Here is a 23,802-nt window from a genome sequence, read left to right on the forward strand (position 1 = left end):
CCGCGTCATTCACACACACCAACACACACCGCCCTTGGCCCCCCAACCCGTAGGCACGGGGCCGACCCCCTCCCATCGGCCAGGGGCACGCCACGGAGGAAGAGAGCTGGCAGCGCCGCAGCTACTGACCGGAGGCGACAGCCAGGGCCCGGCGGATTCGCGCGGGTTCATACGTAGGTGCCGCGATGGAGAGCACGACGAGGGCGGTACGGCCCAGATGAGCCGCCAGGGCCTGGGAGGCGGCACTGGCATCACGCGCCTTCACCGCATCGGCGATCGTGCGGTGCTGTGCGCTCGTCTCCGCCCGCCATTCGAGCGGGTTCCATGAGACGAACGCGAGGCGGTAGCGCGTGGCGTGGTCCGACAGCAGGGCGAGCTCCCGTTCCATGCGCGGACCGGACGGGTGGACCAGGGCCCGGTGAAACAGCTCGTGCGGGCATTCCCACTGCTCGACGTCGCCCGTGCGCGCCTTCTCGTCCATCTCCTCCAGCAGTTGGTCGAGCTGCTCGAGATGCGCTTCGCTCATGCGCGGTACGGCGATCGCGACCGCGAGCGCTTCGAGAGTGATGCGCATCGCGTAGAGCTCGTCGAGGTCCTCGTTGCTGAACGTGGTCACACGGGCGCGGTGCTGGGACTCCTGCTGGACGAATCCCTCGCGCTGCAGGATCCTGAGCGCCTCACGCAGAGGGCCGCGACTCACTCCCAGTTTCCGGGCGAGCGCGACCTGTGACAGGGGATCGCCGGGGCGGAGGTCGCCGTGCATGATCTCGCGGCGCAGCGTGTGATGGGCCCTGCTCACCTCGTCGGGGTGAGCGAGGTCGTTCGCCACCTCGGCTGACTGAGCTGTCATGTTGTGTCGACCTTTCGTGCGTGTCCACAGGGCGCCTGGATGAGCTGCAAGGACAACCGTAGCCGACAAGCCGCTACCGCTTTGCCGACACTTCGGGTGACGTCCTGCTCCATCCGCGACTCCGTCGGCTACACCCGCCTGGGAAATGCAGGCTGACCGAGTCGATCAGCCCCTCTCTCTTATCTGAAACTGTCGACACTTAGTAGGTCGTTGGTGTTGAACCCGCCCCTGGACCTTGCTGCGGGGCCTTCTCCGGATCCGGCTGTGCCGCAGACGGCAACGGCCGGTGGGCACCCCCTGAACCCGACCGTTCAGGGGGTGCCCACCGGGCGGACCGGCCGGGCCGACGGCGCCGGGGCACCTCACGGTGCGCGTGCGCCCTCGGCACCTGGCCGGCCCGGGCTCAGTGCCTCGAGGTGAGCTGGTTTTCGACGCCTCCGAAGGAAGGGCGGCCCGAGGAGGAGTCACCCGCCGATCGATGCCGGTTGTCCACGACGGTGTTGCGCACCTTCCCCAGACGTTCCACCTCGACCTCTACCGTGTCTCCTGGCTGCAGGAGCTGAGGGGGCTTACGCGCGTAACCGACTCCCGACGGCGTACCGGTCGCGAGGATGTCGCCCGGGCGCAGGGACAGGGTGTGCGAGATCAGGGACAGCGTGTCTCCGACCGTGTAGATCATCTGATCGGTTCGAGCGTCCTGCACCGTCACGCCGTTGACACGTGTCTGCAGCCTGAGGCCCTGGCTGAGGTCGCCGACCTCGGCAGCGGGGACCATCGGGCCGATGGGCCCGGACCGGTCTCCGTTCTTGCCCAGAATCCACTGGGAGGTCAGCTTCTGCGCTTTGCGCGAGGTCAGGTCGTTGAAAGCGGAGTACCCGATGACGGATGCCAGGGCCTCCTCGGGTGCCGCATCGACGAGCGGTGCCCCCACCCAGGCGACGACCTCGCCCTCCCAGTCCAGGCCCTCCTCGTTGGAGGGCACGGGAACCTCCGCACCGTCAACGGTGAGTGATTGGGTCCACCGGGCGAACAGGGTGGGATAGGGGGGCAGCTCCTGGTCGCGGAACGACCCTTCCGCGGCATGCTCCGAATAGTTGAGTCCGATGCAGAACACGCGTGCGTCGGGAAGCACGGGCGGCACCTGCTCGACCGACGCGGCGTCGAGTGTCGGACCCGCGGGCGGCCGGGAGAGATGTCCCGCCGGGTCGGCCCAGAAATCCGCCAGTGAGGCGATGACGGTGACCCCGCCGTCGTCGGCGAGGGCCGCGACCTCCACCCCGTAGTCGGCACGCGGTCGCCTGATGCCCACGATCCTCATGTGTTTTCCCTTCCTGGTCCTCGGGATGTTCCTCGGGAACCGTGTCGGTCATTGCTGTTCTCGCGCCTCAGGCACCGGGCCGTCCGTCGGCCGGCGATCCTGCATCGGGCGGCGCCACTGCCGTCCGGGTTCCGGGCGACCGGGAGATCCTCCGGAGTCCGCCCGCCTCAGTCGGCGGCGTCTTCGCGTCCCCCGGTGTGGTCGTGATCGAGGAGGTGCTGGATCAGGAGATCGGCACCGAAGTCATTGGAGGGATCACGCCAGACGCTGTGCACGTGGTTGGCGTCGTCCTCGGCATTGTCGAATTCCACGAGTGTGACCGGGCCCTGGATGCGGAAGTAGTGCGGCTGCTCGATGGATGTGCCGCCTGCCCAGGCGAAGTGCAGATCCTCCACTCCCCCGGCAGCCGCGATCCGGTCCATCTCGAAGCCCACGAGGCCCGGCCGGGCGCGCTCGACGAACAGGGCCAGCAGCTCGTCGAAGTGCTTACGCTGGGCCGATGAGAGGTCACCGGCACGGAAGCCCCGGGGGTGGGCGCGGAAGTAAGCAAGGGCCTTGCGGTCCTCGTCGGTGATCATCGCGTCGCGGCGGCCGACCCCGTGGTAGGCGGGGTACTCGACCTCTCCGACGGTCGCGACGGTCCGGGTGACGAAGTCCGCCGGCGGCCTGGAATGGATGAGGGTCCGCTGCTGCTGGGAGGCGGTGAGACTGTCCAGAAGGACGAAGGCCGCGTCCTCCTCCTCCCCGAGGATCCGGAAGGGACCGAAGCGGGCAGGTTCGGCACCGAGCAGGAACGGGGTGGCGTTGACCAGGTCCCCGTCGACCACGGTGATGTTGATCGACAGATGGTGGCCCACCAGGCGCCAGCCCCAGGTGGTGTCCGGCTGCGGCTGGCCGAAGAAGACGAGGAAGTAGCCGCGCGCGTCGCGGAGCGTGGCTGCGACGTGCCCGAAAAGGGGCTGGTTCAGTTCGCGGAGCACGTGCTCGTTGGACATCACCTGGACCACACGAGCGTACGCCGCGGTCGACATCGACTCGGCGATCAGCCGGTGCGCCAACACCTCCTGTCGTCGGTCCAGGTCTCCGAGCGCCACGCCCGGGCGGCCGGATTCCGGCAGAAAGTTCCAGTGCGTCCGCACGGGGCTCGTCCATGGCAGCAGCGCCCGCTCACGCTGGTCCGTACTCAGGCCGTCGAAGAGCCCCATCGCCGCGAAGGTGACCGCTGTCGCGTCGAACGAGCCACCCGTCCGCGGCCGGTGGGCCTCCGGAAGCGCACCGTCAGGATGCTGATGTGGCGTTGCCGTCATGACGTTCCCTGCCTTTCTTCGTGGGGTGGGTCTGTGTGGGGGGAGTAATGCTGCTCATTCGTACGACAGGGTGCGCTGTCCGGTACGCCGGACCAGGACAGTGCCTCGGTAGTACTGCCGAGTCGGGGGCGTCGTCGGCTCGGCGCCCTCCTGCGCCCTCGATTCGTGTTCACTTGTGAGCCGCGTCGTACCGGTACGGGCCGAGGCACATGAACATGCCTGCACAGACCACGCACACGACGGCCAGCGTGAGCATCGCCGGGGTGTAGGAGCCCGAACTCTCCCGGCTCGCGCTCACCGCGGACGCGGCGATCGCCCCGCCGATCTGGAACGCCGAGAACGCGATGCCGTAGATCTTGCCGTAGGCCATACGTCCGAAGTGCCGAGGCACGAGATAGCTGAGGACGTCGAACTCGGCGCCGATCAACAGACCGGCCAGCGCCGCGGCGATGAGACCCGTCACCACGTTCGGTCCCGCCGCGAAGAGCAGCACCGATATGAGACCGCCGGTGAGGTTGAAGGCCATGACCACCGACGCCTTGAAGCGATCGAGCAGCCACCCGGTCACGACCCTGGCCACGATGAGCGCGAGCCCGAGCGCGACCGGCACCAGGTTGGCGACGTGCTCCGGGACGCCGGCATCGAGCAACAGGGGAATCTGGTAGACAGTGATGGACGAGCCGACCAGCCCGAGCAGAAGGAACGCGCCCAGGATGAGCCAGAACGGCCGCCTACGCGCTGAGACCTTGAGCGTGTCGCCACTCGTACTGACATCCGTCCTACGTGGGCTCGGTTCCGTGATGAGGAAGAACGCGATCGGGAAGGCGATGAGTGCAACTGCTCCCAGCCCGAGGAAAGCCGCTCGCCAGCCGAACGCCCCGATCAGCCACGCCGTGAGTATGGGGACGATCACCGTGCCGACTCCGATGCCAGAGTTGGCGATCCCCAGTGCGAACCCAAGCTTGCGCTCGAACCAGCCTGCCGTGAGCCGGAGGTAGGAGACCGGCCAGAGGCCCAGGCCGCAGACCGGGATGAGGGCCCAGGCCAGGTAGAACACGGACAGGTTGTCGGGCAGGAAATACATCCCCATGAGGGAGAGCCCGAAGACCGGAGAACTGCACAGGATGACTCGGCGGCCCCCGTACCGGTCGACCAGGTGACCCTGCAGGGGCGAAATGATCATGACCGTGATGCTGAGGAAGGAAGCAGCCAGGCCGATGTCGGAGACACCCCAGCCGAACTCACGGTGGAGCGGGGCGATGAACGCTCCGAACGACATGACCGTGAGAACACTGGGGCCGACGGTGAGCCCGAGCGCGGACGCTATGGCCGTACGCCACCCCGTCGCCTCCCTGCCCTTGTCGGACGGGCCTTCGCCTGCCCGGATGAGCGTTGCTGACTTGTCCATGGTCATGCGGAATCCTCCTTGATTCCCCTTGTGGAAACGCCCCTTCTCCCGCACCGACGTGTCCGGTCACCGGACCGTCGGCCCGACTACGAGAGAGGGGGAGCCGGATCCACCCTGGCCGTCCGGCGTGTGAACCCTGGGTCCCGGCGGGCCGAGCGATCCGCGGGCCCGTCGTCGATTACCTCGCTTCCGCCGCAGGCTGGAGCGCTTGACGCAGACGAGAGACGAAGCGTGGAATGTCCTCGTGCTCGCCGGCCGCGAAGACGTAGAAGTCCGGCCGGGCGAGAAGCACCTCGCACCCGTGCTCGGCGAACCAGCGCGCGTAGGCCCCGTCGAGATCCTGGAGGCCACTCCCGCGCGAGACGTCGGCGACCACGCCGCCCCTCTCCCGGAACCAGGCGGCGTCCTCGTCGCTCAGGTGCGCGGCAGGGTCCCCGGCACAGCTGATCAGCTGCCAGCCGCCGCCGACGACGTCGTCGAAGAGCCCCTCCCGGTCAGCGGTGCGAACGCGCCCCTGCGGTGCCAGCCGCCCTTCGGCGTCCCTGCCCGGGATCGTCAGCGACGGCTCACCCAGGCGAGGGTGCGGAGGCTCCCGCGTGACGGCGTCGGGATCGGACGACCGCTTCCTCATGTCGGCGTCCCGTGCGGCGGCCCGGTCGACGTCGAGTTCGCAGATGACGCGACCGGCGGCCACCGCCTCGTCGATGATCTCCCGCACATGGCCGGAGCGTTCCGGCCCGTACGTGTCGAACACCGCCGGCGTCGCAAGCCCCTGGTGGACCATGATCAGCCGCCAGGTGAGCGCACGGGCGTCCCGCAGGCCGGAGCACAGCCCCTGCCCGAGGAAGGGAGGCATCAGATGGGCCGAGTCACCCGCGAGGAACACGTTTCCCTTGCGCCAGGTGTGCGCCCAGCTCCCCCGGAATGTGTAGACGGCGTGACGTTCCAGGCGGGCGGTCTCCGGTGTCACACCCCAAGGCTCCATGAGCCGCCAGGCCGTGCTGTCCCGGCCCAGTTCCTCGACGGTCATGTCCGCGCGACGCATGAACTCGAAACGCCGTCGCCCCGGACCGCTGTTGACCGCGGTGGCGGGTTGCGCCGGATCACAGTACTGGGTGACGAAGGCACTCCAGTCCTCCTCGACGAGCGGCTGGTAGTCCACCACCAGCCAGTCCGCCTGGAACCCCGAGTCGCCGGTCCCGATGCCGAGCTGGGAGCGCACCGCGCTGTTGGCCCCGTCCGCGCCGATGAGCCACCGCGACCGGACCTGAACGGTCTCGGCCGGGTCCTCGGTGCGGCCCACCCGCACGGACACTCCGTCGTCGTCCTGGGTCACGTCCTGGAAGGTCCAACCGCGATGGACCCGCACGCCCGGCGTCGCGACCGCCATGTCTTCGAGGGCCGTCTCGAGGTCGGGCTGGTAGAAGCCGTTGGTGTTCGCCCATCCCGACTCGGAGGCCCGGTTCCAGTCGATGGCCTGCAGGAGTTCGCCTTGACCGTTGCGGAACTCGTACCCGCCCCGCTCCCCCTGGGATGCTTCGAACAAGTCGGCGTGGTCGTCCATGAGCCCCGCGGACTGCAGGATGCGGAGTGCCTCGTGGTCGATGGTGCACGCCCGTGGCAGTGGGTACCGCTCCGGCCAGCGCTCCACGACGGACACCTGCAAACCGGCCCGGCCGAGGAGGAGGGCCGTCAGCAGTCCTACGGGACCACCGCCGACGACGAAGCAGTCGACCACCGGCCGGAGGCTCACGGCGGGAATGGGATCCGGTCGCGTCGTCATGCGCCCCGCCCTCCTGCCTCGGTGCCGTCCGCGGGGGCGGTCGGCACCTGGCCGAACGGTGATGCCTGCCTCCACGGGGTGGTGTGGGCCGGCCGGCCCGCCTCATGGCCGTAGGCGTCCTGGGGCATGACGACACACTTGTGGTGCGGCGAAGCCGCCTGTGCCCGCCATGCCGTCGGCAGTTCCTCCAGCGCGACGGTGCGCACGTCGATCTTCAGCTCGTCACGGGCGAGGGCGCTCCAGAGCCAGGTGAGCGCCGGCTGCTTCTTGGACAACGGGGTGTGCAGGCCCGCGAAGCCGGACAGCGTAAGTTGCTTGCCGCGCAGCAGCCCGGCCGGTACCTGTGCGGTAGCGCCGGCCGGGTTGCCGATGTTGATCACCCTGGCCCGTGGTGCGCATACTTGGAGCGCCGCCTCCAACGGCAGGCCGTAGACGCCGTCCAGGACGACGTCCACCGGTCCGGCCACCTCTCGCATTCTCGCCGCCAGTTCGTCCGCGCTCTCGTCTGCACGCAGATCGACGACGGCGTCGGCACCGAGCTGGAGAAGGCGTCCGAGGGCAGCGCGGTCGCGGGCGACGCCGATCACGCGGCTCGCGCCGCTGCGGTGTGCCACCTGAACCGCCAGCTGCCCGACCGAGCCGGTGGCTCCCAGAACCAGTACGGTCTCGCCGGGGCGCAGACCCGCGTCCTCGACGAGCGGCATGTAGGCGGCGGTGCCCGAGTTACCGACCGCCGCGGCGAGCACGGGGTCGAGGCCTTCGGGCAACAGCAGGAGGTCCTCGTCGGCGATGATCGCCTGCGTGGCGAAGGAGCCCGGGGTGTCCGGCGACGCGTCGCACTCGCCGTAGACCCAGGAACCCGGCACGTAGCTGTCCGAGTCGAGCACGACGCCCACGCACTCACTGCCCGGGACGTACGGAGCTTCATGGCGAGCCGAGTGAAAGGTGCCGGACGCGATCACCAGATCCAGCGGATTCAGCGGCGCCGCGACCACGGCCACGAGCGTGGTGCCGGGCGTACGCGGCGGCAACATGACAGAACCAAGGCGCGGTTCACTTCCGGGAGCGTCGACGACCGCTGCCGAAACCCCTCTCGGCCGCGCGCCGTCCGGCGCTTGCATGCTCTCCATCGTTAGCCTCAATTCCTCACAACCGTTGGCCGGCACGCTTCGTGCTGCCGGTGCGTATCGGCCGTCCGGGAAGGACGACGCCTTCCCCCGTCAGATGCTGGCCAGACGCCGGAAACGGCTGCCGTGGAACACGAGGGGGGAGGTGTCGAGGACCGCGCTGAGACCCTGGATGCCGAGCAGCACGATGTCGTGGTCCCCGCACGGCACTTCTTCCTGGATCGTGCAGTCCAGCCACAGCGTGGCGCCCTCCACGAAGACGCTGCCGTCGTCGGAGGCGAACCAGTCCACTCCGGCGAACCGGTCGCCGCTCTTGCCCGCCAGCCGGGCGCAGATCTCGTCCTGGCCCTCGGCCAGCACGCTCAGCCCCAACCTGGGACGCTCCCGCAGCTTGGGCCAGGTCGTGGAGGTGTGTTGTATGCACACCGACACCAACGGCGGGTCCATCGACACGGAGGTGAATGAGCTCGCGGCGAATCCCACGGGCTCGCCGTCGCGGTAGGCACACAGGGCGGTGACTCCGGAGGGGAAACATCCGAAGGCCTGCCGCAGCTGCTGGGCGGCCTGCACCGGCTCGATATCTCTCACCGAGATCTCCTTCTCGGTCTGCGTGCGGGCCGTCCCGGCCGGCGCAGACGTGATGGGTGTGGGCGTATGGGAAGGTGGTGCTGCGTGAAGTCGTCAGAAGCTCTGATCGGGAGCTTCGAAACCTCGGCTCGGGCTTCGGGGCTCTGCTCGGACGGGTCCGCGCCAGCGATCCGCTCTCAGGCCGAGGGAACGCCTGCCGCAATGTCCAGCCAATCCCGGACGGCCTGGGCATCGGCGTCGAGGACGGGCGGGGGACGGTGGCTGACGCGGGTCGTCTCCGTCTCGACGCCATGGGCGTCGACGGTGTACGTCCGCAGGGCTGATCCCGGCAGCGAGATCTTCCCCAGACTCTGGTGCTCGACGTCGACGAGAAGCCCCTGGGAGCGGGTCTGCTCCCACTCGTAGACCTCGTCGAGGGTGCGGACCCGGCCGGCCGGGATGTCGATGTCGGCCAGCTGGTCCAGGAGTTCGTCCGGCCCGAGCTCCACGAACGCGTTCTCGAGAAGTGCGGTGAGACTCTCCCGGTTCGCCAGGCGGTCGGCGTTCGTCGCGTAGCGCGGGTCGTCCGCCGCGAGGTCGAAGGCCACACAGAGGCGCCGCCACATGGCGTCGTTCCCGCAGGCGATCTGCACGCTTCCGCCAGCACAGCGGAACAGTCCGTACGGAGCGATCGTCGGGTGCTGGTTCCCCTGGGCCCGGCCGACCTCACCGGCCACGGTCCAGCGGGTCCCCTGGAAGGCGTGGGCGGCGACGACGGAGGCCAGCAGCGACGTGCGCACGATCTGTCCCCGGCCGGTGCGGTCGCGTTCGCGGAGGGCGGCGAGCACGCCGAAGGCGCCGTTCATGCCGGCGAGCAGGTCGGCGATCGGTACGCCGACGCGCTGGGGGTGAGCGGGATCCGGTCCGGTGAGGGACATCAGACCACCTTCGCCCTGCGCGATCTGGTCGTACCCGGCACGGCCGGCTTCGGGTCCGTCGTGGCCAAATCCGCTGATCGACAGCACCACCAGACGGGGATTGAGCTCCATCAGCCGCGCGGTCCCGAAGCCGAGCCGCTGCAGCGCGCCCGGCTTGTAGTTCTCGAGCAGAACATCGGCCCGCTCGATGAGCCGGGCGAGCACCTGTGCGTCCTCGTCCCGCTTCAGATTGAGCGTGATCGATTCCTTGTTCCTGTTGCACGACAGGAAGTACGTCGACTCCTCGGTGCCGTTGTCCGCCTGGACGAACGGAGGCCCCCAGGAACGGGTGTCATCCCCCGCGGGACTCTCGACCTTGATCACACGGGCGCCGAGGTCACCGAGCATCATGGCGGCCTGGGGTCCGGCGAGCGCGCGGGTCAGGTCGACGACGAGCAGTCCGGCGAGTGATCCGGTCATGAACGGGCCTCCGGGGCGCTGAACGACGGGCTGGCCGGGTTCGGTCGGATCACGAGCATGCTTGCGGCGAGATTCGTGTGGTTCTCGACGGCGCGGAGCGTTCCGGTGGTGAGACGAGCCCCGTCGAGAGCGTGCAGGACGTGGGTGGTCCCGTCGGCTTCGGTGAGGGTCAGGGCGCCGGTCAGCACGATGTAGAGAGTCTCCAGCGCTACGGGCGACATGTCCGCCCGCCCGCCGGGTACGTAGTGCGACAGGGCTGCCGTCACGGCGCCGTGGTACTGCTCGCCACCGAAGAGATGGACGGGGCCGACGCCGTGGTGGCCTGGGGGCTGGAAGCGTGCGGCCTCAGCGAGATGGGTGATGTCTATCGGCATGGTGGTCACTCGATTCTGGCTGGGCGTGCAGGCCAGGTGCTTGCGATGGCAGACGATGACGACAGTCAGCCGGGTCCGCAGCGGCCGTGCGGCGCACACGGAGAGGGCTTAGCGGGCCTGCTGCTCCGAGCGCCCGCCGGCTGGCCGGGGTGGCGCGATGGAACGTTGCGGTCAGGAGCACCATGCGGGAGTCGAGGCAAATCTGTCAACATTTTTTTCGCTCCCTCCCTGCAGGCCACCACCAGGCGCTGCAGCGGCTACTTCCAATGCGACCCAAGCACTGCCTGATCAACCTGGCGTGGCTCAGCTGACGCCAATCGGGATGATTAAACCCCTCTCACACGACCACTTCCCAAACTGTTGACATTTATGGGACGCCTTTTAGGATGACTCCCGAAGCCAGACGCCTCCTGAGTGGGCTCGCCACCCACCCAGGGCCAGCACACAGGTAGGAAGGAACCGGCCACGGCCGACATCGCACGGAGCGAACCCCCGACGCGACAGCGCCTCGCGCGGCGCCTCGGCTCCCGTCGACTGCGGCCGACCGCGCATCGACCGGGCACGGCGAAACGGGCTTTCTCCCGAGGCCCGTCCGCCCCCACGCCTCGTCCCACGACCTCGTTAGGGCCTCCATGACCGTTCCGCCTGACGACAGGCTCCTGCTCGCCGCCGAGTTCCCCGACGCCTCACATGAGCAGTGGCGCGACCTCGTACGAGGTGTCCTGCGCAAGTCGAGTGGAGGTGCCTCCGTGACCTCGGCGGAGGACTTCCTGTCCACCGAGCTGGAGGACGGGCTGCGCACCCGGCCCCTCTACACGGCGAGCGACGCCGCGCCCGACGCAGGCCTCCCCGGCAGTGCGCCCTTCGTACGCGGCGGGCGGGCGCAGGGGAACACGGTCGGCGGCTGGGACGTGCGCCAACAGCACACGGTGGCCGACAGCGGCTCGGTCCTGACCGACCTGGAGAACGGAGTCACCTCCCTCTGGCTGGTCGTGGGCGACACCGGCATCCCGGTACCGGCGCTCGAAGGGGTGCTGAAGGGCGTCCATCTCGACCTGGCACCGCTCGTCCTCGACGCCGGACGCGACGTACCGGCTGCGGCGGAGGAGTTGCTGCGGCTGTACGGGGAGCGAGGCATCGCCGGGGCAGCCGCGCGGGGCAACCTGGGAGCCGATCCGCTGGGCCACGAGGCCCGTACGGGCGAGGCGCTCGACTCCGCGCCGCTGCTCGGCCTCGCGCGGCAGTGCGCCGCGAGGTACCCGGGACTGCGGGCGTTCACCGTCGACGCGCTGCCCCACCACGAGGCAGGCGGGTCCGCGGCGCAGGAGCTGGGCTGCTCCCTGGCGACGGGAGTCGCCTACCTGCGCGAGCTGACGGCGGCGGGCCTTGACGTCGAGGCAGCATGCGGACAGCTGGAGTTCCGTTACGCGGCGACGGCCGATCAGTTCCTGACCGTGGCCAAACTGCGAGCGGCGCGACGGCTGTGGTCGCGGGTTGCCGAGGCCTGCGGGGCGGGCCGGGCAGGTGCACAGCTCCAGCACGTGGTGACCTCGCCGGTGATGATGACGCGCCGGGACCCATGGGTCAACATGCTCCGCACCACTGTCGCGACACTGGCCGCCGGGGTGGGTGGGGCCGACTCCGTCACCGTGATGCCCTTCGACAGCGCGCTCGGTCTGCCGGACGCGTTCGCGCGCCGCGTCGCCCGCAACACCTCCACCATTCTCATCGAGGAGTCCCACCTGTCCCGGGTGATCGATCCCGCCGGTGGCTCGTGGTACGTGGAGCGACTGACCGACGATCTCGCGCAGGCGGCCTGGGCGTTCTTCCAGGAGATCGAGCGGGCAGGCGGCCAGGAGACGGCCCTACGCTCCGGGCTGGTCGGCGAGAGACTCGCCGCGACCTGGTCCGTACGCAGTGCGAAACTGTCCACGCGGCGTGAACCGGTGACCGGTGTCAGTGAGTTCCCGCTGCCGGCGGAGAAGCCGGTCGTACGCGAGCCGTTCCCGGAGCCACCGTCCGGAGGGCTTCCCCGGGTGCGACGCGACGAGGCGTTCGAGGTGCTCCGCGCCCGCTCCGACGCCCACCTCTCCGCCACCGGCGCCCGGCCACGCGTCTTCCTGACCACGCTGGGCCCGGCAGCCGCGCACACCGCGCGGCTCGCCTTCGCCTCGAACCTGTTCCTGGCAGGCGGCATCGAACCCGTCGTCGACGGCACCTTCGAGGAGAGCGGAGCCCGGGAGGCGTGCCTCTGTTCCAGCGACGCGCTCTACGCGGAGCAGGCCGAGTCCGTCGCCGGACAGCTGCGGACCGCAGGCGCCGAGCACGTGTTCCTCGCGAGCCGCCCGGGTCACCACGCCGGTGTCGATACGTACGTCTTCAGGGGCTGCGACGCCGTCGCGGTGCTCTCCGCCGCCCTCGACCGCATGGGAGTGTCCTGATGTCCATCCCTGACTTCTCCGGGATCAAGCTCGGAACGCCGAAGGCCGAGGTGACCGTCGACGAGTGGCGTACGGCGGTCGAGCGGGTCTCCGACGGCGATGACCTGCTCTGGGAGACTCCGGAGGGCATCGAGGTCAAGCCGCTGTACACCGGGCGGGACCTGGAGGGGCTCGACTTCCTCGGGACCTATCCGGGTATCGCGCCGTACGTGCGCGGGCCGTACCCGACGATGTACGTGAACCAGCCCTGGACGATCCGGCAGTACGCCGGATTCTCCACGGCCGAGGAGTCCAACGCCTTCTACCGGCGCAACCTCGCGGCCGGCCAGAAGGGCCTGTCCATCGCTTTCGACCTGCCGACCCACCGCGGCTACGACAGCGATCACCCCCGGGTCACGGGTGACGTCGGTATGGCGGGCGTCGCGATCGACTCGATCTACGACATGCGCCAGCTCTTCGACGGCATCCCACTGGACAGGATGTCGGTCTCCATGACCATGAACGGCGCGGTACTCCCCGTGCTCGCCCTGTACATCGTGGCCGCCGAGGAACAGGGCGTGCCGCCCGAGAAGCTGGCCGGGACCATCCAGAACGACATCCTCAAGGAGTTCATGGTCCGCAACACCTACATCTACCCGCCCGGCCCCTCGATGCGCATCATCTCCGACATCTTCGCGTACACCTCGCAGAAGATGCCCCGCTACAACTCCATCTCCATCTCCGGCTACCACATCCAGGAGGCCGGAGCCACGGCCGACCTGGAGCTCGCCTACACCCTGGCCGACGGCGTTGAGTACATCCGGGCGGGGCAGGCGGCAGGCTTGGACGTGGACGCGTTCGCCCCTCGGCTCTCGTTCTTCTGGGCGATCGGCATGAACTTCTTCATGGAGATCGCGAAGCTGCGGGCGGCCCGGCTCCTCTGGGCCAAGCTCGTCAAGGAGTTCGGCCCGAAGAATTCCAAGTCGCTCTCCCTGCGCACCCATTCGCAGACTTCCGGCTGGTCGCTGACCGCGCAGGACGTGTTCAACAACGTCACCCGCACCTGTGTCGAGGCGATGGCGGCCACCCAGGGCCACACCCAGTCCCTGCACACCAACGCCCTCGACGAGGCCCTCGCCCTGCCCACCGACTTCTCCGCGCGCATCGCCCGCAACACCCAGCTCCTGCTCCAGCAGGAATCCGGCACGACACGTGTGATCGACCCCTGGGGCGGCAGCGCATACGTCGAGAAGCTGACACACGACCTCGCCCACCGCGCCTGGCAGCACATCCAGGAGGTCGAGACCGCCGGCGGCATGTCCAAAGCCATCGACGCCGGCATCCCCAAACTCCGCATCGAGGAAGCCGCCGCCCGTACCCAGGCCCGCATCGACTCCGGCCGCCAGCCCGTCATCGGAGTCAACAAATACCGGGTGGAGACAGACGAGAAGATCGACGTACTCAAGGTCGACAACTCCTCCGTCCGCACCCAGCAGATCGAAAAGCTGCGCCGCCTGCGCGCGGAACGCGACGAAACCACCTGCCAGAACGCACTGGCGGCACTCACCCGCGCAGCCGGCGGCGAAGGCAACCTGCTGGAACTTGCCGTGGACGCCGCCAGGGCGAAGGCAACAGTGGGGGAGATCTCTGACGCACTGGAGAAGGTCTACGGCAGGCACGCGGGCCAGATCCGCACGATCTCCGGTGTATACCGCAAGGAGGCAGGTGAATCCCCGTCCGTGGGCCGCACCCGGGCCCTCGTGGACGCCTTCGCCGACGCCGAGGGGCGTCGGCCACGCATCCTGGTCGCCAAGATGGGCCAGGACGGACACGACCGCGGCCAGAAGGTGATCGCGACCGCCTTCTCCGACCTGGGCTTCGACGTCGACGTCGGCCCCCTGTTCCAGACCCCGGCCGAGGTCGCGCGCCAGGCCGTCGAAGCCGACGTGCACATCGTCGGCGTGTCCTCCCTCGCCGCCGGCCACCTCACCCTCGTCCCCGCGCTGCGCGAGCAGCTCGCCGAGCAGGGTCGCGAGGACATCATGATCGTTGTCGGCGGAGTGATCCCGCCTCAGGACGTTCCCGAGTTGCTGGAGATGGGCGCAGCGGCCGTCTTTCCGCCTGGGACGGTGATCCCGGATGCGGCCCACGACCTGGTCCGGCGGCTGGCCACTGCCCTCCGGCACGATCTCTGAAGGCCTCAATCACCATGGCAATCGACCTCGGCACGTACGTCAAGGGAGTGCTCGACGGCAAGCGAGCGGTCATCGCCCGCGCCATCACGCTCGTCGAATCCACCAACCCGCGGCACCGGGCCATGGCGCAGCGGTTGTTGACGGAGCTACTGCCGCACAGCGGCAGGGCCCGGCGGATCGGGATCAGCGGGGTACCGGGCGTAGGGAAGTCCACATTCATCGACGCCTTCGGCACGATGCTGACGCAACGAGGGCACCAGGTCGCGGTCCTGGCCGTGGACCCTTCCTCCAGTCGAACCGGCGGCTCCATCCTCGGCGACAAGACCCGCATGGAGCGGCTGGCCGTCGACACCGCGGCCTTCGTCCGCCCCTCCCCCACGGCCGGGACCCTCGGCGGCGTCGCCCGAACGACCCGCGAGTCAATCGTCGTGGTGGAGGCCGCTGGCTACGACGTCGTCCTGGTCGAGACCGTCGGCGTCGGCCAGTCCGAGACGGCCGTGGCGAACATGGTCGACTCCTTCCTGCTGCTCGCGCTGGCCCGTACCGGTGACCAGTTGCAAGGCATCAAGAAGGGCATCCTGGAGCTTGCCGATATCATTGCCGTCAACAAGGCGGACGGCCCCCATGAGCGCGACGCCCGAGCGGCTGCACGGGAGTTGGGAGGCGCCCTGCGGTTGCTGCACGGCAGGGACGCCTTCTGGACCCCACCGGTGCTCACCTGCAGCGCCCGGGAGTCGACCGGTCTCGATACCGTCTGGGAACGACTGGAACAACACTGGACCCTACTGGAGTCCACCGAACGTCTCACCGAGCGGCGCCGCACCCAGCAGATCGACTGGACCTGGACCATGGTGCGTGAAGAGCTACTCGGTCGCCTGCACACCAGCCAAGCCGTGCAGTCAGTGACACCCGCCCTGGAACAGGGAGTCAGAAACGGCGAGGTGACGCCCACCCAGGCCGCTGAGCTCATCCTGAGCGCCTTTGCCGGACGTGATGGTTGCGGCGTCGCGCCCCGCACCAGCGGCTCGGACTAGCCCGTAATCGCCGCTGGGGGTTCGCTGTCACGACCGGCTCTCCGACAGGGCCAGGTGCGCGAGCTGGGGATGCAGGTCGGGGCAGCTACCAAAAGAAATGCGCACGGCTTCATTCTGTCAACATTTATGACGTGGGGTGAGCCCGACGCCTCTGTAGCGCGAAAAGTGGACCGACCGATCGACCCGCACCGCCACCCAGTGAAGATGTGCCGTGATTATGCCATGTGCGCATTCAATGCGCACGATTCATGACAAGTAGGCCACTCGCTCCTCTCATGGAGCCAGACCCCATACCCCTACGCCACGCCTGATGCGCACGCATTCTTGATACACACAGAGGATTAAATGTTGACAGCTCCTTCATGCAGCATCATGATGGTGCTCATGCCCCTCCCCTTTCCTCGTCGCCCCATAGGTGCTGAGATGACGCGGAGGAACTCCGGGCGACACTCTCGGCGAGGGTGCCAAGATCCCGACACGCACGTCTCCGGCCGGCCGGATCAAGGCCGTGTTCGTTGCCGGCGCCGTCGCTTCCCGCTCGGAGGGCCGTCACCTCTGCTTCGTACGAGACGGAATGGCAGCAGAATCCAAAACTTCCGCCGGTCCGGTGCTCCTGGACAGCCACCGGGCCGGCGGATCCGTCACCGCTCCACCGTTCACCGCTCGCCTCAACCATGAGGCCACTCACACCCCGCCCCGGCCGCACCCTGTCCGAGGTGCCCTGCCTCGCGGCCGGGGCGGTCGAATTTGGGCCTTGGCGCCGCTCAACGCATGAAGGGCGCCTGCTACCCCTTTGCGTCGAGCAGCCCTATTCCCTGCGCATGGCCCGGCCGGCGACGCGCTCCAGGACAATTCGAGTTCGGTGCGGGACCACCAGGAATCGTCCCTCATCACTCCCGCGGTCTCGCGGAGGGCAGTGCGGCTCTCCAGCGGGTCCTCGTCCAGAAGGACCAGGTCGGCGGGCATTCGCCGGGACAGATGGACTGGTGGTGTCCCACTCGTAGGCATCAATCCAGCCTGAGGATGCCCCACCGTCCTTCGCGCCGCTCCAGGCGGTGCACTATGCGGGTGTACGAGACGAGGTCGACGGTGACACAAGTCCAAGAGAGTGGAAAGAAGGGCTCCGGCCGGGCTACCCGGTGACCCGGGCGCCCGCGTTCGGACGGTCCAGGCTCCGATGTGCCGGCGTGCGGTCCCGAAGCCGGGCTCGTTGTCCGCTCGGTGGCAGCGTCGTGGTCATGCCGTCACGCTGCTCTCATGCCAGGTGATCAACCAGGTACCGCATTTCCTGGTACTGCCGGTACCAGTTCGGATGAGTGGTACACGGTGAGGTGATGGCGGCAACGGGCTGGTCCGCTGGATCCTTCCGAGCGCTCCGCGAACATGGCTCCGTTCTGCACCGCGGCGGTGGTCTTTCGCGACGGTTGCATCGAGTCAAGTGCCCAGCATCCGGGCGACAACCGTGGTCAGTGGAGTGGCGGGTCGTTCGAGAAGCAGGCTGAGGTCGCCTGCGATGTGGGCCAGGGCGCCCTGGGAGATGTACAGGTCGGCGTCGACAATGAGGTCGGCGGTGTGGGAAGGCAGACCAGCATGGATGAGGATCTGCCAATACCGTTCGGCCGGCAGATCCGTGTAGGTGACTGGCTTGCCGGTCTGCGCGGCGCACGCCGCAGCGAGTTCCGGCATGGTCCAGGCAGTGTCTCCGGTGAGGTCGTAAATCTTTCCTGCCTGGTCGTCGAGAGTGAGGACGACGGCCGCGGCCTCGGCGAGGTCGGATCGAGTCGCGGAGGCGATCTGCCCTTGGCCCGCGCTGCCGACGATGGTGCCTCGTGCGACGGCGTCGGGCAGGATGGCGGTGTGGTTCTCGGTGTACCAGCCGTTGCGCAGCAGGACGGTCGGCAGACCGGCGTCGGTGAGGGCCTGCTCGGTGTCGCGGTGCACCCGCGCCGAGGTCATCGGGTTGGTGGTGGCTCTGGTGACCGAGGTGTAGGCGACCAGACCGGCCTCGGCCTTGGCAGCGGCATCGATGATCGCTCGGTGCTGGGCTATGCGGACGGGATCGGAGCCGGTCGAGGAGACGAGCATCAGCTTGTCGGCGCCCGCAAAAGCGAGCGGCAGGGTTTCCGGCCGGTCGTAATCGGCGTGGCGGACCTCGACGCCCATGGCGGCGAGAGCAGTTGCCTTGGCGGGGGCGCGGACGGCTGCGACGATCTGGGTGGCGGGGACGCCGCGTCGGAGAAGGTGCTCAATGACCTCGCTGCCGTACTGTCCGGTGGCACCGGTAACAACGATCATGAGAAGCAGGTGTCTCTTCCTGTGCGCGCGCACTATGCAGTGCGGGCGGGTGCCCCTATGGGTTTGGTCAAGGTGGTCGGATCGGTGTCGGGCGTGACTTCGCCTGGCACTCTGGCGTCACGAGGCTTGCGCCGGCGTGGCTGGGAGAAGGGAATGAGCTCTTGGGCGGCGGCTGACTGCAGGGGCCTGCTTCACCAGGGGCTGATGCCGTCGTTGTCGAGGAAGGTGCCGGTGGGGCCCTCGGGGCCGAGCAGCGCGGCCTGAACGATGGGGGCGGCGCCCTGCTCGACGGTCTGGAGGCCTTGGCGGCGGTTGAGGTCGGTGGCGGTGGGGCCGGGGTCGACGACGTTGATGCGCAGGTTGGGGTAGGCGCGGGCGTACTGGACGGTCAGCATGGATACCGCTGCCTTGGAGACCGGGTAGGGCAGCAGATTGGGTACTCGGGATTCGGCCCGTTCGGCGTCGTGGACGCGGGCGAAGGAGCCCAGGCCGCTGCCGACGTTGACTACGACACCGTTGCTGCTGCGCTCAAGGAGGGGGAGGAAGGCGTGCATCATGCGGACGATGCCGACGACGTTGGTGTCCAGGACGGCGGCCATGTCGGCTCCGGTGCACTCGCCGAGCGGTTGGGGCCCGCCGCCGTTGATACCGGCGTTGTTCACCAGGACATCGAGCCGGCCGTGCTCGTCGGCGATGTGCGCGGCAGCGGCCCGGACCGAGTCCTCATCGGTGACGTCCAGAACGAGCGGCAGGGCCCCGAGTTCCTTTGCAGCGCGCTGGGCGTTGTCATTGTTGCGGGCAGCGGTGTAAACGGTCTGGCCGGCGGCGACGAGCTGTCGGGCGGCCTCGAATCCGAGGCCCTTGTTGGCTCCGGTGATCAGGGTAATGGTCATGCACACCAGTGTGCGCAGCACCGCTGATAGCAGCCAGAGACGCTTCTTCCTGGTAACGGCAGTACCAGCCGGGTCCGTCTCTCATCATGTGCCCGCAATGGAACCCACGGGCTCGACCTGACGACCGGGGCGGTACAGAAGCGCGGGTGTCCCTCTCCGGCCGTCTGTGCGCCGCACCTGGATGGTGCGGCGTCCGTTGGTCACGCCTGGCGTGAGGCCAGTTCCACGACAGTGATGTCCGAGGGCGCGCCGACCCGGACGGGCGGGCCCCAGGCTCCGGCGCCACGCGTGACATACAGCTGGGTGTCGCCGTACCGCTCCAGTCCGGCGACGGTCGGGTTGTCCAATCGTGCGATGAGGTTGCCGGGCCAGAGCTGGCCGCCATGGGTGTGGCCGGACAGTTGGAGATCGACGCCGTGTTCAACCGCTTGGTCGATCATCACCGGCTGGTGGGCCATCAGTACGGCCGCGCGGGTCGTGTCGCGGTCGCCGAGCGCCCGGGCGTAGTCGGGGGCGTCGGCGTGGTCCTCGCCGGAGATGTCATTGACGCCGGCGAGGTCGAAGCCGGGTATCTCCGCGCGCGCGTTGCGCAGGGGATGGACGCCGAGCTCGCGTACCCGCTGTACCCATTGTTCGACGCCGGAGTAGTACTCGTGGTTGCCGGTGACGAAGTACGAGCCGTGACGGGCCCGTAGCTGGGCGAGCGGGTCCGTCGCGTTGCCGAGGTCGGCAACCGACCCGTCGACGAGGTCACCGACGATGGCCACCAGATCCGGCTGGGTGGCGTTGATGGTGTCGACGATCCGCTGGGTATGGGCCCGTCCTAGGATGGGCCCGAGGTGGATATCACTGACGACGGCGATCCGGTAGCCGTGCACGGAGCGCGGGAGCTTGGCGAGTGGCACGGTGATTCGCTTGACGCCCGGCCCGGAAAAAACGTCGGCCATGCCGTATCCGACCGTTGCGACGGCCGCCGCGGTGGCTGCCCCGCCGACGATCCGGGACACGAAGAGCCGACGAGTCACCCCAGAGGCCCGCGGAACCTCGTCGTCTTCCCGGCTCTCCTGGCCGGATCCACCCTCGGGAGCGCCGGGCATTTCGGTGGCATCGGTTCGGGCGGGCGCGGGAGCATCCGGATCTGCGGGGGTGAATGTGCGCCCGATGCTCTCGGCAGGCGGTGAAAGCGCGGCCGTCTCCGGATGGGCGATGGCTGCTTTCGGGGATGTGCGGCCCTGACCGGTCGCCTTGCGTCGGCCATGGGCGCGCAGCAGCAGCGGCCGGACCACCTCGCCCACAGCCAGGGCCAGTACCAGGTACAGCAGCAGGGCCAGCCACAGGAAGCCCGGCCATGCCAGCACCCGCTGGAGCCAGAAAGGCGAGCCCACCTGGCCCGCGCTCAGCGCGCCGAGCGAGAGCACCGGCAGGACGACCGCGGCGACCGTACCCGCACGCCGTACCGCACTTCCGCGAGCCGTCACATCGCGCACCAGTCGGCGCCATACGTACCAATGCATCCCGGCGTACAGGACGACGATCACCACCACCACTACCAACAGCACAACCAGCACGATCCGTTTTCCCCTGTCAGCTCTGTGCAGAGCCCTGCGCGGCGTGAGGCACGGCGTGACACCCGCCATCGCCCTCGGAAGACGGACGGACGCATGCCATGACCTGCGATCCTGCGGCACACCGCAGACAGAGCGCCAGGGACGCTCTTTCCTGGTAATGCCAGTACCAGGCTGTTGTTCACCTGTCAGGCTGCGACGATGGGCGTATGAATACGTCTGGTGAGCTGGGCACCATCCTGCGGGTATGGCGCGAACGGCTGACACCGAAAATGACGGGTCTGCCCGCGAGTACGGCCCGGCGCACCAGCGGGCTGCGGCGTGAGGAGCTGGCCGTGCTGGCCGGGGTGTCGGTGGACTACATCGTGCGTCTGGAACAGGGCCGGGCCTCCGCGCCGTCCGCACAGGTGTGTGCCGCACTCGCCCGCGCGCTCCAGCTGAGCGACGCCGAGCAGGAACACCTGTTTCACCTGGCAGGCCACGCCACCGGTACGGGCCGTATCAACCGCTTGGTGCCGGAAAGCATCCGGCGACTGGTGGACCGCACCAGCGACCGGCCTGTCGCCGTCTTCGACGCGATGTGGACCCTTCTGCTGTGGAATCCGCTCTGGGCGGCCCTCATGGGGGACCCCTCCCAGCTTCAGGAGACGGAGCGCAACGTCCTGTGGCTGCACTTCGTCGGGCTCTCCCCCTGCCACATCCGCAAGTCCCCGGGCACCGAGGGGTTCGACAACTCCATGGTCGCCGACCTGCGCCGCAGCGCCGGCCGCTACCCTGACGACCCCCAACTGCACCAGCTCGTCACACGACTGGGCGAGGAGAGCGAACGGTTCAGCGAACTCTGGCAGCGCCACGAGATCGCCGAACACGGTCCGACCGTCAAAAGCTTCGCCCACCCCGACGTGGGACGCCTCGACCTGGACTGTGACGTCCTCGCTACCCAGCGCGGTGACCTGCGCATCGTCATGTACACCGCCGAACCCGGCAGCGAATCCGAGGGCAAACTCGCCCTGCTTGCCACCATCGGCATCCAGCACATGATCACCGGGGCCACTCGGTAGCCGGCAGCCGTCAACCGGGAAGGCGGTGACCGTCCGGACGCCGGCCGACCTGTTTCTCGGCTCGCTCGGCAACCCGAACACTGCTCCGGACTACGGCTTCGCCGTCTCGAAGACCGCCGAGCGCCTGGGCGAGGGTCGGCCGTCGCCTCGCCGGAAGACGCCGAGTTGGCGAGGTGCTGGAGTTGTTGTGGGGTGCGTCGGCAGTGAACACCTGGAATGCCCGCCGCAGCGCGGTGCTGTCCTGGACCGGCTGGTGCGCAGAGTGCGGGCACGACGGGCCGAGGGTTCCGGCCTGGGCGAAGCGGCTGCCGCCGCTGGACTCTGACACCCCGGTGCGTTCGAAGTCGGCGATCGACCGGCTGGTCGCCCGCCGGGACGTCCACCTGCGGGAGAAGACGCTGTGGCGGATGCTCTACGAGACGCATGCCCGCCCGGAAGAGGTCTTGGACGTTCAACATCGAGGACCTGGACTTGGCCGCCGCTGCCGGTGAAGGCGAAGGGGTGCCCGCCCGAAGGCCCCCCGCAGCTCCCGCAGCGCGGCGGCACCCCATACGCCCGCGAGCCATCAGGGCTTGCTTGAGCCGTGTGCTCGGACAACGGGCCCGCGCGGTTCTGAGGGGGGCCGCCGCAGCAATGCGGCGGTCCTACCCGACCAGGCCGCGAAGAACTCGTCGCTCAACACCGGCAGCGAGGCCGGACCCTTCGAGGCCAGCACCCGCACGCCGCCCTCGGCCCACGCTCTGTGCCAGCGCTACACCGAGTGGACCGTTATCCGCAGGTCGTGGGCGATGACGGCGACCTCGTCACCAACAGCAAACCGCTCGGCTGCCTCCTGCCGCAACCGCTCACGAAACGCCCGCCGCTCAGCGGTCAGCCCGCCACCCTGCGCATACCTCATACAAACGGCATACCGCCACGACCATCAACTGTCAGCCCCTGAGACACCATGCTTTGAAGGTCAGTAGTGGCCGCGTGCGGACGCGGTGAGTAACGCAGGCGCCTGCTCTCTGCCCGGTTGGTGGTGTACTTCGTCCTGGGGCTGGCGCTGTTCTTGTCCGCTCCGTATCTCAAGCTGGCGAAGCCGCTTCACGCAGAGACTTCCCATCCGCGGAGTGATCGGGAGGTCGAGTCGCCCCTTCCCAAAGGCGTGCCGCCCTCGGGTGAAGTCAAAGTCCCCAGCCGCGGCAGTCACACAGCGATCATCCCAGTCGGATGCGCGCTCACCGACGACGTGCGAAGCTGCGAAGCTGGCCTACTTCGTCTCGTTCGGGTGGCTCGTGTGCACCTGCTCCAGGAAGACCGTGCGCTCGTGGACGTAGAACCAGATGCGCGCGGTGCCCTTCGCAGTCGGTTCGTGCTGCCACCTCTCATGGGTCGCGCCGCCACGCTCGATGACGCCGAGCTCACCTTTGAGCCGATAGTTCGTCGGCGTCGTGGACAGTGGCGTCCGCGTGAGGAAGTCCCAGGCCTCCGTCATGGGGTTGCGGATCGTCGCGACGAGGTCGCGCCATCCCTTCTGCGCGTCGGCTGTGGCGAAGCGGATCTCGTACTCGATCTTCTTCGGAGGACGAGGAACCAGTTCGCCCTTCCTGGCGGCCGCCACTGTTAGGGACGCTCCACGGTCTCATCGTCATCGAGCCACTCCAGAGCGGCGCCGCCGCTGCTGAGCCCGGCCGCGACGGCGGTGGCCGTCTCCTCCCAGGAGGTCAGCTCTGCGATCGCGAGGTGCGGCTGGCCGGTGGAGAACGACGCGCGCGCCGCATCGACGAGGTCCTGCGCGCAGGACTCCCGGTCGGCCGGCGACAGCGCGAGCATCCAAGGAAAAGCCTTGGACATCCGCGCGGCGAGCGAGCCGCGGTCGTCGAGGGTGACGGTGATGAGCTGTGCGGCAAAGTTCAGCAAGCGGGCTCGACCCTCGGCCTCGCGCTGCGACATCAGGACCAGAGCCTCGCCGTCGCGCCGGGTCACCGTCACGGGGTGATCCTCGGCCTCGGCAAAGACCTCGGCGGAGTGCTTGCTCAGGTCCGAGGAGCGCCGAGTCGCCACGGGAAGGCCTGCTGCGATGGTCATGCATCCACAGCATTCGGAACGTATTCGGAAGTCCAGTGGAGGCTGCGGAGTTCGTGCGTCAGACTCGGCCTCCGGATACGGTCCGATGCCAGATCTCAGCCTTCCTTCTGTCCAGGGCGCGGCTGTACGTGTTCGCGA

General features: G+C 68.6%; 20 protein-coding genes and 1 pseudogene. 6 read left to right on the plus strand and 15 right to left on the minus strand.

What is annotated here, in order from left to right:
• Positions 1-121 precede the first annotated feature (121 nt).
• From ABZ371_RS00470 to ABZ371_RS00510, 9 genes are all read right to left on the minus strand, one after another.
• Entirely contained in the window at positions 122-850 is a 729-nt protein-coding gene (locus tag ABZ371_RS00470; protein ID WP_358672361.1) for a GntR family transcriptional regulator, read from the minus strand.
• Positions 851-1,253: 403 nt separating this feature from the next.
• The gene (locus ABZ371_RS00475) at positions 1,254-2,168 is read right to left on the minus strand and encodes a fumarylacetoacetate hydrolase family protein (RefSeq protein WP_358672362.1); all 915 of its coding nucleotides are present in this window, start codon (positions 2,166-2,168) and stop codon (positions 1,254-1,256) included.
• Between the two features lie 167 nt (positions 2,169-2,335).
• Positions 2,336-3,475, minus strand: coding sequence for a DUF3500 domain-containing protein (locus ABZ371_RS00480; RefSeq protein ID WP_358672363.1), 1,140 nt, complete (start codon positions 3,473-3,475; stop codon positions 2,336-2,338).
• Positions 3,476-3,644: 169 nt separating this feature from the next.
• Positions 3,645-4,889, minus strand: coding sequence for an MFS transporter (locus ABZ371_RS00485; RefSeq protein ID WP_358672364.1), 1,245 nt, complete (start codon positions 4,887-4,889; stop codon positions 3,645-3,647).
• Between the two features lie 172 nt (positions 4,890-5,061).
• Positions 5,062-6,666: a bifunctional 3-(3-hydroxy-phenyl)propionate/3-hydroxycinnamic acid hydroxylase gene (locus ABZ371_RS00490; RefSeq protein ID WP_358672365.1), complete on the minus strand. Its 1,605-nt coding sequence runs from the start codon at positions 6,664-6,666 to the stop codon at positions 5,062-5,064.
• The gene (locus tag ABZ371_RS00495) at positions 6,663-7,700 is read right to left on the minus strand and encodes a zinc-binding alcohol dehydrogenase family protein (protein WP_358672366.1); all 1,038 of its coding nucleotides are present in this window, start codon (positions 7,698-7,700) and stop codon (positions 6,663-6,665) included. Before ABZ371_RS00495 ends, ABZ371_RS00490 begins: the two co-directional genes overlap by 4 nt.
• A gap of 186 nt (positions 7,701-7,886) precedes the next feature.
• The gene (locus ABZ371_RS00500; protein ID WP_358672367.1) at positions 7,887-8,381 is read right to left on the minus strand and encodes a flavin reductase family protein; all 495 of its coding nucleotides are present in this window, start codon (positions 8,379-8,381) and stop codon (positions 7,887-7,889) included.
• Between the two features lie 176 nt (positions 8,382-8,557).
• Positions 8,558-9,757 carry a CoA transferase gene (locus ABZ371_RS00505; protein WP_358672368.1) on the minus strand — a complete coding sequence of 400 codons (1,200 nt, stop codon included), beginning with the start codon at positions 9,755-9,757 and terminating at the stop codon, positions 8,558-8,560.
• Complete coding sequence (locus tag ABZ371_RS00510) at positions 9,754-10,230, minus strand: cupin domain-containing protein (RefSeq protein WP_358672369.1); 477 nt, start codon at positions 10,228-10,230, stop codon at positions 9,754-9,756. The genes ABZ371_RS00505 and ABZ371_RS00510 overlap by 4 nt, the downstream gene beginning before the upstream one ends.
• A gap of 533 nt (positions 10,231-10,763) precedes the next feature.
• Here ABZ371_RS00510 and ABZ371_RS00515 point away from each other — a divergent pair.
• The 3 genes from ABZ371_RS00515 to meaB are packed head-to-tail and all read left to right on the plus strand — an operon-like array spanning position 10,764 to position 15,780.
• Positions 10,764-12,572 (plus strand): methylmalonyl-CoA mutase subunit beta, encoded by a 1,809-nt coding sequence (locus ABZ371_RS00515; protein WP_358672370.1) that lies wholly within the window; start codon positions 10,764-10,766, stop codon positions 12,570-12,572.
• Positions 12,572-14,746 carry a methylmalonyl-CoA mutase gene (scpA, locus tag ABZ371_RS00520; RefSeq protein ID WP_358672371.1) on the plus strand — a complete coding sequence of 725 codons (2,175 nt, stop codon included), beginning with the start codon at positions 12,572-12,574 and terminating at the stop codon, positions 14,744-14,746. Before ABZ371_RS00515 ends, scpA begins: the two co-directional genes overlap by 1 nt.
• A 14-nt stretch (positions 14,747-14,760) precedes the next feature.
• Positions 14,761-15,780 carry a methylmalonyl Co-A mutase-associated GTPase MeaB gene (gene meaB, locus ABZ371_RS00525; RefSeq protein ID WP_358672372.1) on the plus strand — a complete coding sequence of 340 codons (1,020 nt, stop codon included), beginning with the start codon at positions 14,761-14,763 and terminating at the stop codon, positions 15,778-15,780.
• A gap of 1,434 nt (positions 15,781-17,214) precedes the next feature.
• Here the strand turns inward: meaB and ABZ371_RS00530 are convergent.
• The 3 genes from ABZ371_RS00530 to ABZ371_RS00540 form a co-directional block, all read right to left on the minus strand.
• Positions 17,215-18,075, minus strand: coding sequence for an SDR family oxidoreductase (locus tag ABZ371_RS00530; protein WP_358672373.1), 861 nt, complete (start codon positions 18,073-18,075; stop codon positions 17,215-17,217).
• A 191-nt stretch (positions 18,076-18,266) separates the two neighbouring features.
• Entirely contained in the window at positions 18,267-18,968 is a 702-nt protein-coding gene (locus ABZ371_RS00535) for an SDR family NAD(P)-dependent oxidoreductase (RefSeq protein WP_358672374.1), read from the minus strand.
• A 200-nt stretch (positions 18,969-19,168) separates the two neighbouring features.
• The gene (locus ABZ371_RS00540; protein WP_358672390.1) at positions 19,169-20,539 is read right to left on the minus strand and encodes a metallophosphoesterase; all 1,371 of its coding nucleotides are present in this window, start codon (positions 20,537-20,539) and stop codon (positions 19,169-19,171) included.
• 203 nt (positions 20,540-20,742) lie between these two features.
• Between ABZ371_RS00540 and ABZ371_RS00545 the strand changes: the two genes are divergently transcribed.
• Entirely contained in the window at positions 20,743-21,594 is an 852-nt protein-coding gene (locus ABZ371_RS00545; RefSeq protein WP_358672375.1) for a helix-turn-helix transcriptional regulator, read from the plus strand.
• A gap of 203 nt (positions 21,595-21,797) precedes the next feature.
• Positions 21,798-22,085 (plus strand): hypothetical protein, encoded by a 288-nt coding sequence (locus ABZ371_RS00550; RefSeq protein WP_358672376.1) that lies wholly within the window; start codon positions 21,798-21,800, stop codon positions 22,083-22,085.
• 260 nt (positions 22,086-22,345) lie between these two features.
• Here the strand turns inward: ABZ371_RS00550 and ABZ371_RS00555 are convergent, their stop codons facing one another.
• The gene (locus ABZ371_RS00555) at positions 22,346-22,492 is read right to left on the minus strand and encodes a hypothetical protein (RefSeq protein WP_358672377.1); all 147 of its coding nucleotides are present in this window, start codon (positions 22,490-22,492) and stop codon (positions 22,346-22,348) included.
• A 102-nt stretch (positions 22,493-22,594) separates the two neighbouring features.
• Here ABZ371_RS00555 and ABZ371_RS00560 point away from each other — a divergent pair.
• A pseudogene (locus ABZ371_RS00560) lies at positions 22,595-22,690 on the plus strand (hypothetical protein); the annotation flags it as partial.
• Between the two features lie 156 nt (positions 22,691-22,846).
• On the opposite strand, the gene ABZ371_RS00565 reads toward ABZ371_RS00560, so the two are convergent.
• Entirely contained in the window at positions 22,847-23,197 is a 351-nt protein-coding gene (locus ABZ371_RS00565; protein ID WP_358672378.1) for a hypothetical protein, read from the minus strand.
• 2 nt (positions 23,198-23,199) lie between these two features.
• On the minus strand, positions 23,200-23,664 hold the full coding sequence (locus ABZ371_RS00570) for a prevent-host-death protein (RefSeq protein WP_358672379.1): 465 nt from the start codon (positions 23,662-23,664) through the stop codon (positions 23,200-23,202).
• Positions 23,665-23,802 lie beyond the last annotated feature (138 nt).

The organism is Streptomyces sp. NPDC005899, from assembly GCF_040629645.1.
Lineage (GTDB): Bacteria > Actinomycetota > Actinomycetes > Streptomycetales > Streptomycetaceae > Streptomyces.

Excerpts from the sequence above, each read along its gene's own strand:
- ABZ371_RS00470 (WP_358672361.1), bottom strand. The coding sequence starts at position 850 with ATGACAGCTCAGTCAGCCGAGGTGGCGAACGACCTCGCTCACCCCGAC.
- ABZ371_RS00475 (WP_358672362.1), bottom strand. The coding sequence starts at position 2,168 with ATGAGGATCGTGGGCATCAGGCGACCGCGTGCCGACTACGGGGTGGAG.
- ABZ371_RS00480 (WP_358672363.1), bottom strand. The coding sequence starts at position 3,475 with ATGACGGCAACGCCACATCAGCATCCTGACGGTGCGCTTCCGGAGGCC.
- ABZ371_RS00485 (WP_358672364.1), bottom strand. The coding sequence starts at position 4,889 with ATGACCATGGACAAGTCAGCAACGCTCATCCGGGCAGGCGAAGGCCCG.
- ABZ371_RS00490 (WP_358672365.1), bottom strand. The coding sequence starts at position 6,666 with ATGACGACGCGACCGGATCCCATTCCCGCCGTGAGCCTCCGGCCGGTG.
- ABZ371_RS00495 (WP_358672366.1), bottom strand. The coding sequence starts at position 7,700 with ATGTTGCCGCCGCGTACGCCCGGCACCACGCTCGTGGCCGTGGTCGCG.
- ABZ371_RS00505 (WP_358672368.1), bottom strand. The coding sequence starts at position 9,757 with ATGACCGGATCACTCGCCGGACTGCTCGTCGTCGACCTGACCCGCGCG.
- ABZ371_RS00515 (WP_358672370.1), top strand. The coding sequence starts at position 10,764 with ATGACCGTTCCGCCTGACGACAGGCTCCTGCTCGCCGCCGAGTTCCCC.
- scpA (WP_358672371.1), top strand. The coding sequence starts at position 12,572 with ATGTCCATCCCTGACTTCTCCGGGATCAAGCTCGGAACGCCGAAGGCC.
- meaB (WP_358672372.1), top strand. The coding sequence starts at position 14,761 with ATGGCAATCGACCTCGGCACGTACGTCAAGGGAGTGCTCGACGGCAAG.
- ABZ371_RS00530 (WP_358672373.1), bottom strand. The coding sequence starts at position 18,075 with ATGATCGTTGTTACCGGTGCCACCGGACAGTACGGCAGCGAGGTCATT.
- ABZ371_RS00535 (WP_358672374.1), bottom strand. The coding sequence starts at position 18,968 with ATGACCATTACCCTGATCACCGGAGCCAACAAGGGCCTCGGATTCGAG.
- ABZ371_RS00545 (WP_358672375.1), top strand. The coding sequence starts at position 20,743 with ATGAATACGTCTGGTGAGCTGGGCACCATCCTGCGGGTATGGCGCGAA.
- ABZ371_RS00555 (WP_358672377.1), bottom strand. The coding sequence starts at position 22,492 with ATGAGGTATGCGCAGGGTGGCGGGCTGACCGCTGAGCGGCGGGCGTTT.
- ABZ371_RS00570 (WP_358672379.1), bottom strand. The coding sequence starts at position 23,664 with ATGACCATCGCAGCAGGCCTTCCCGTGGCGACTCGGCGCTCCTCGGAC.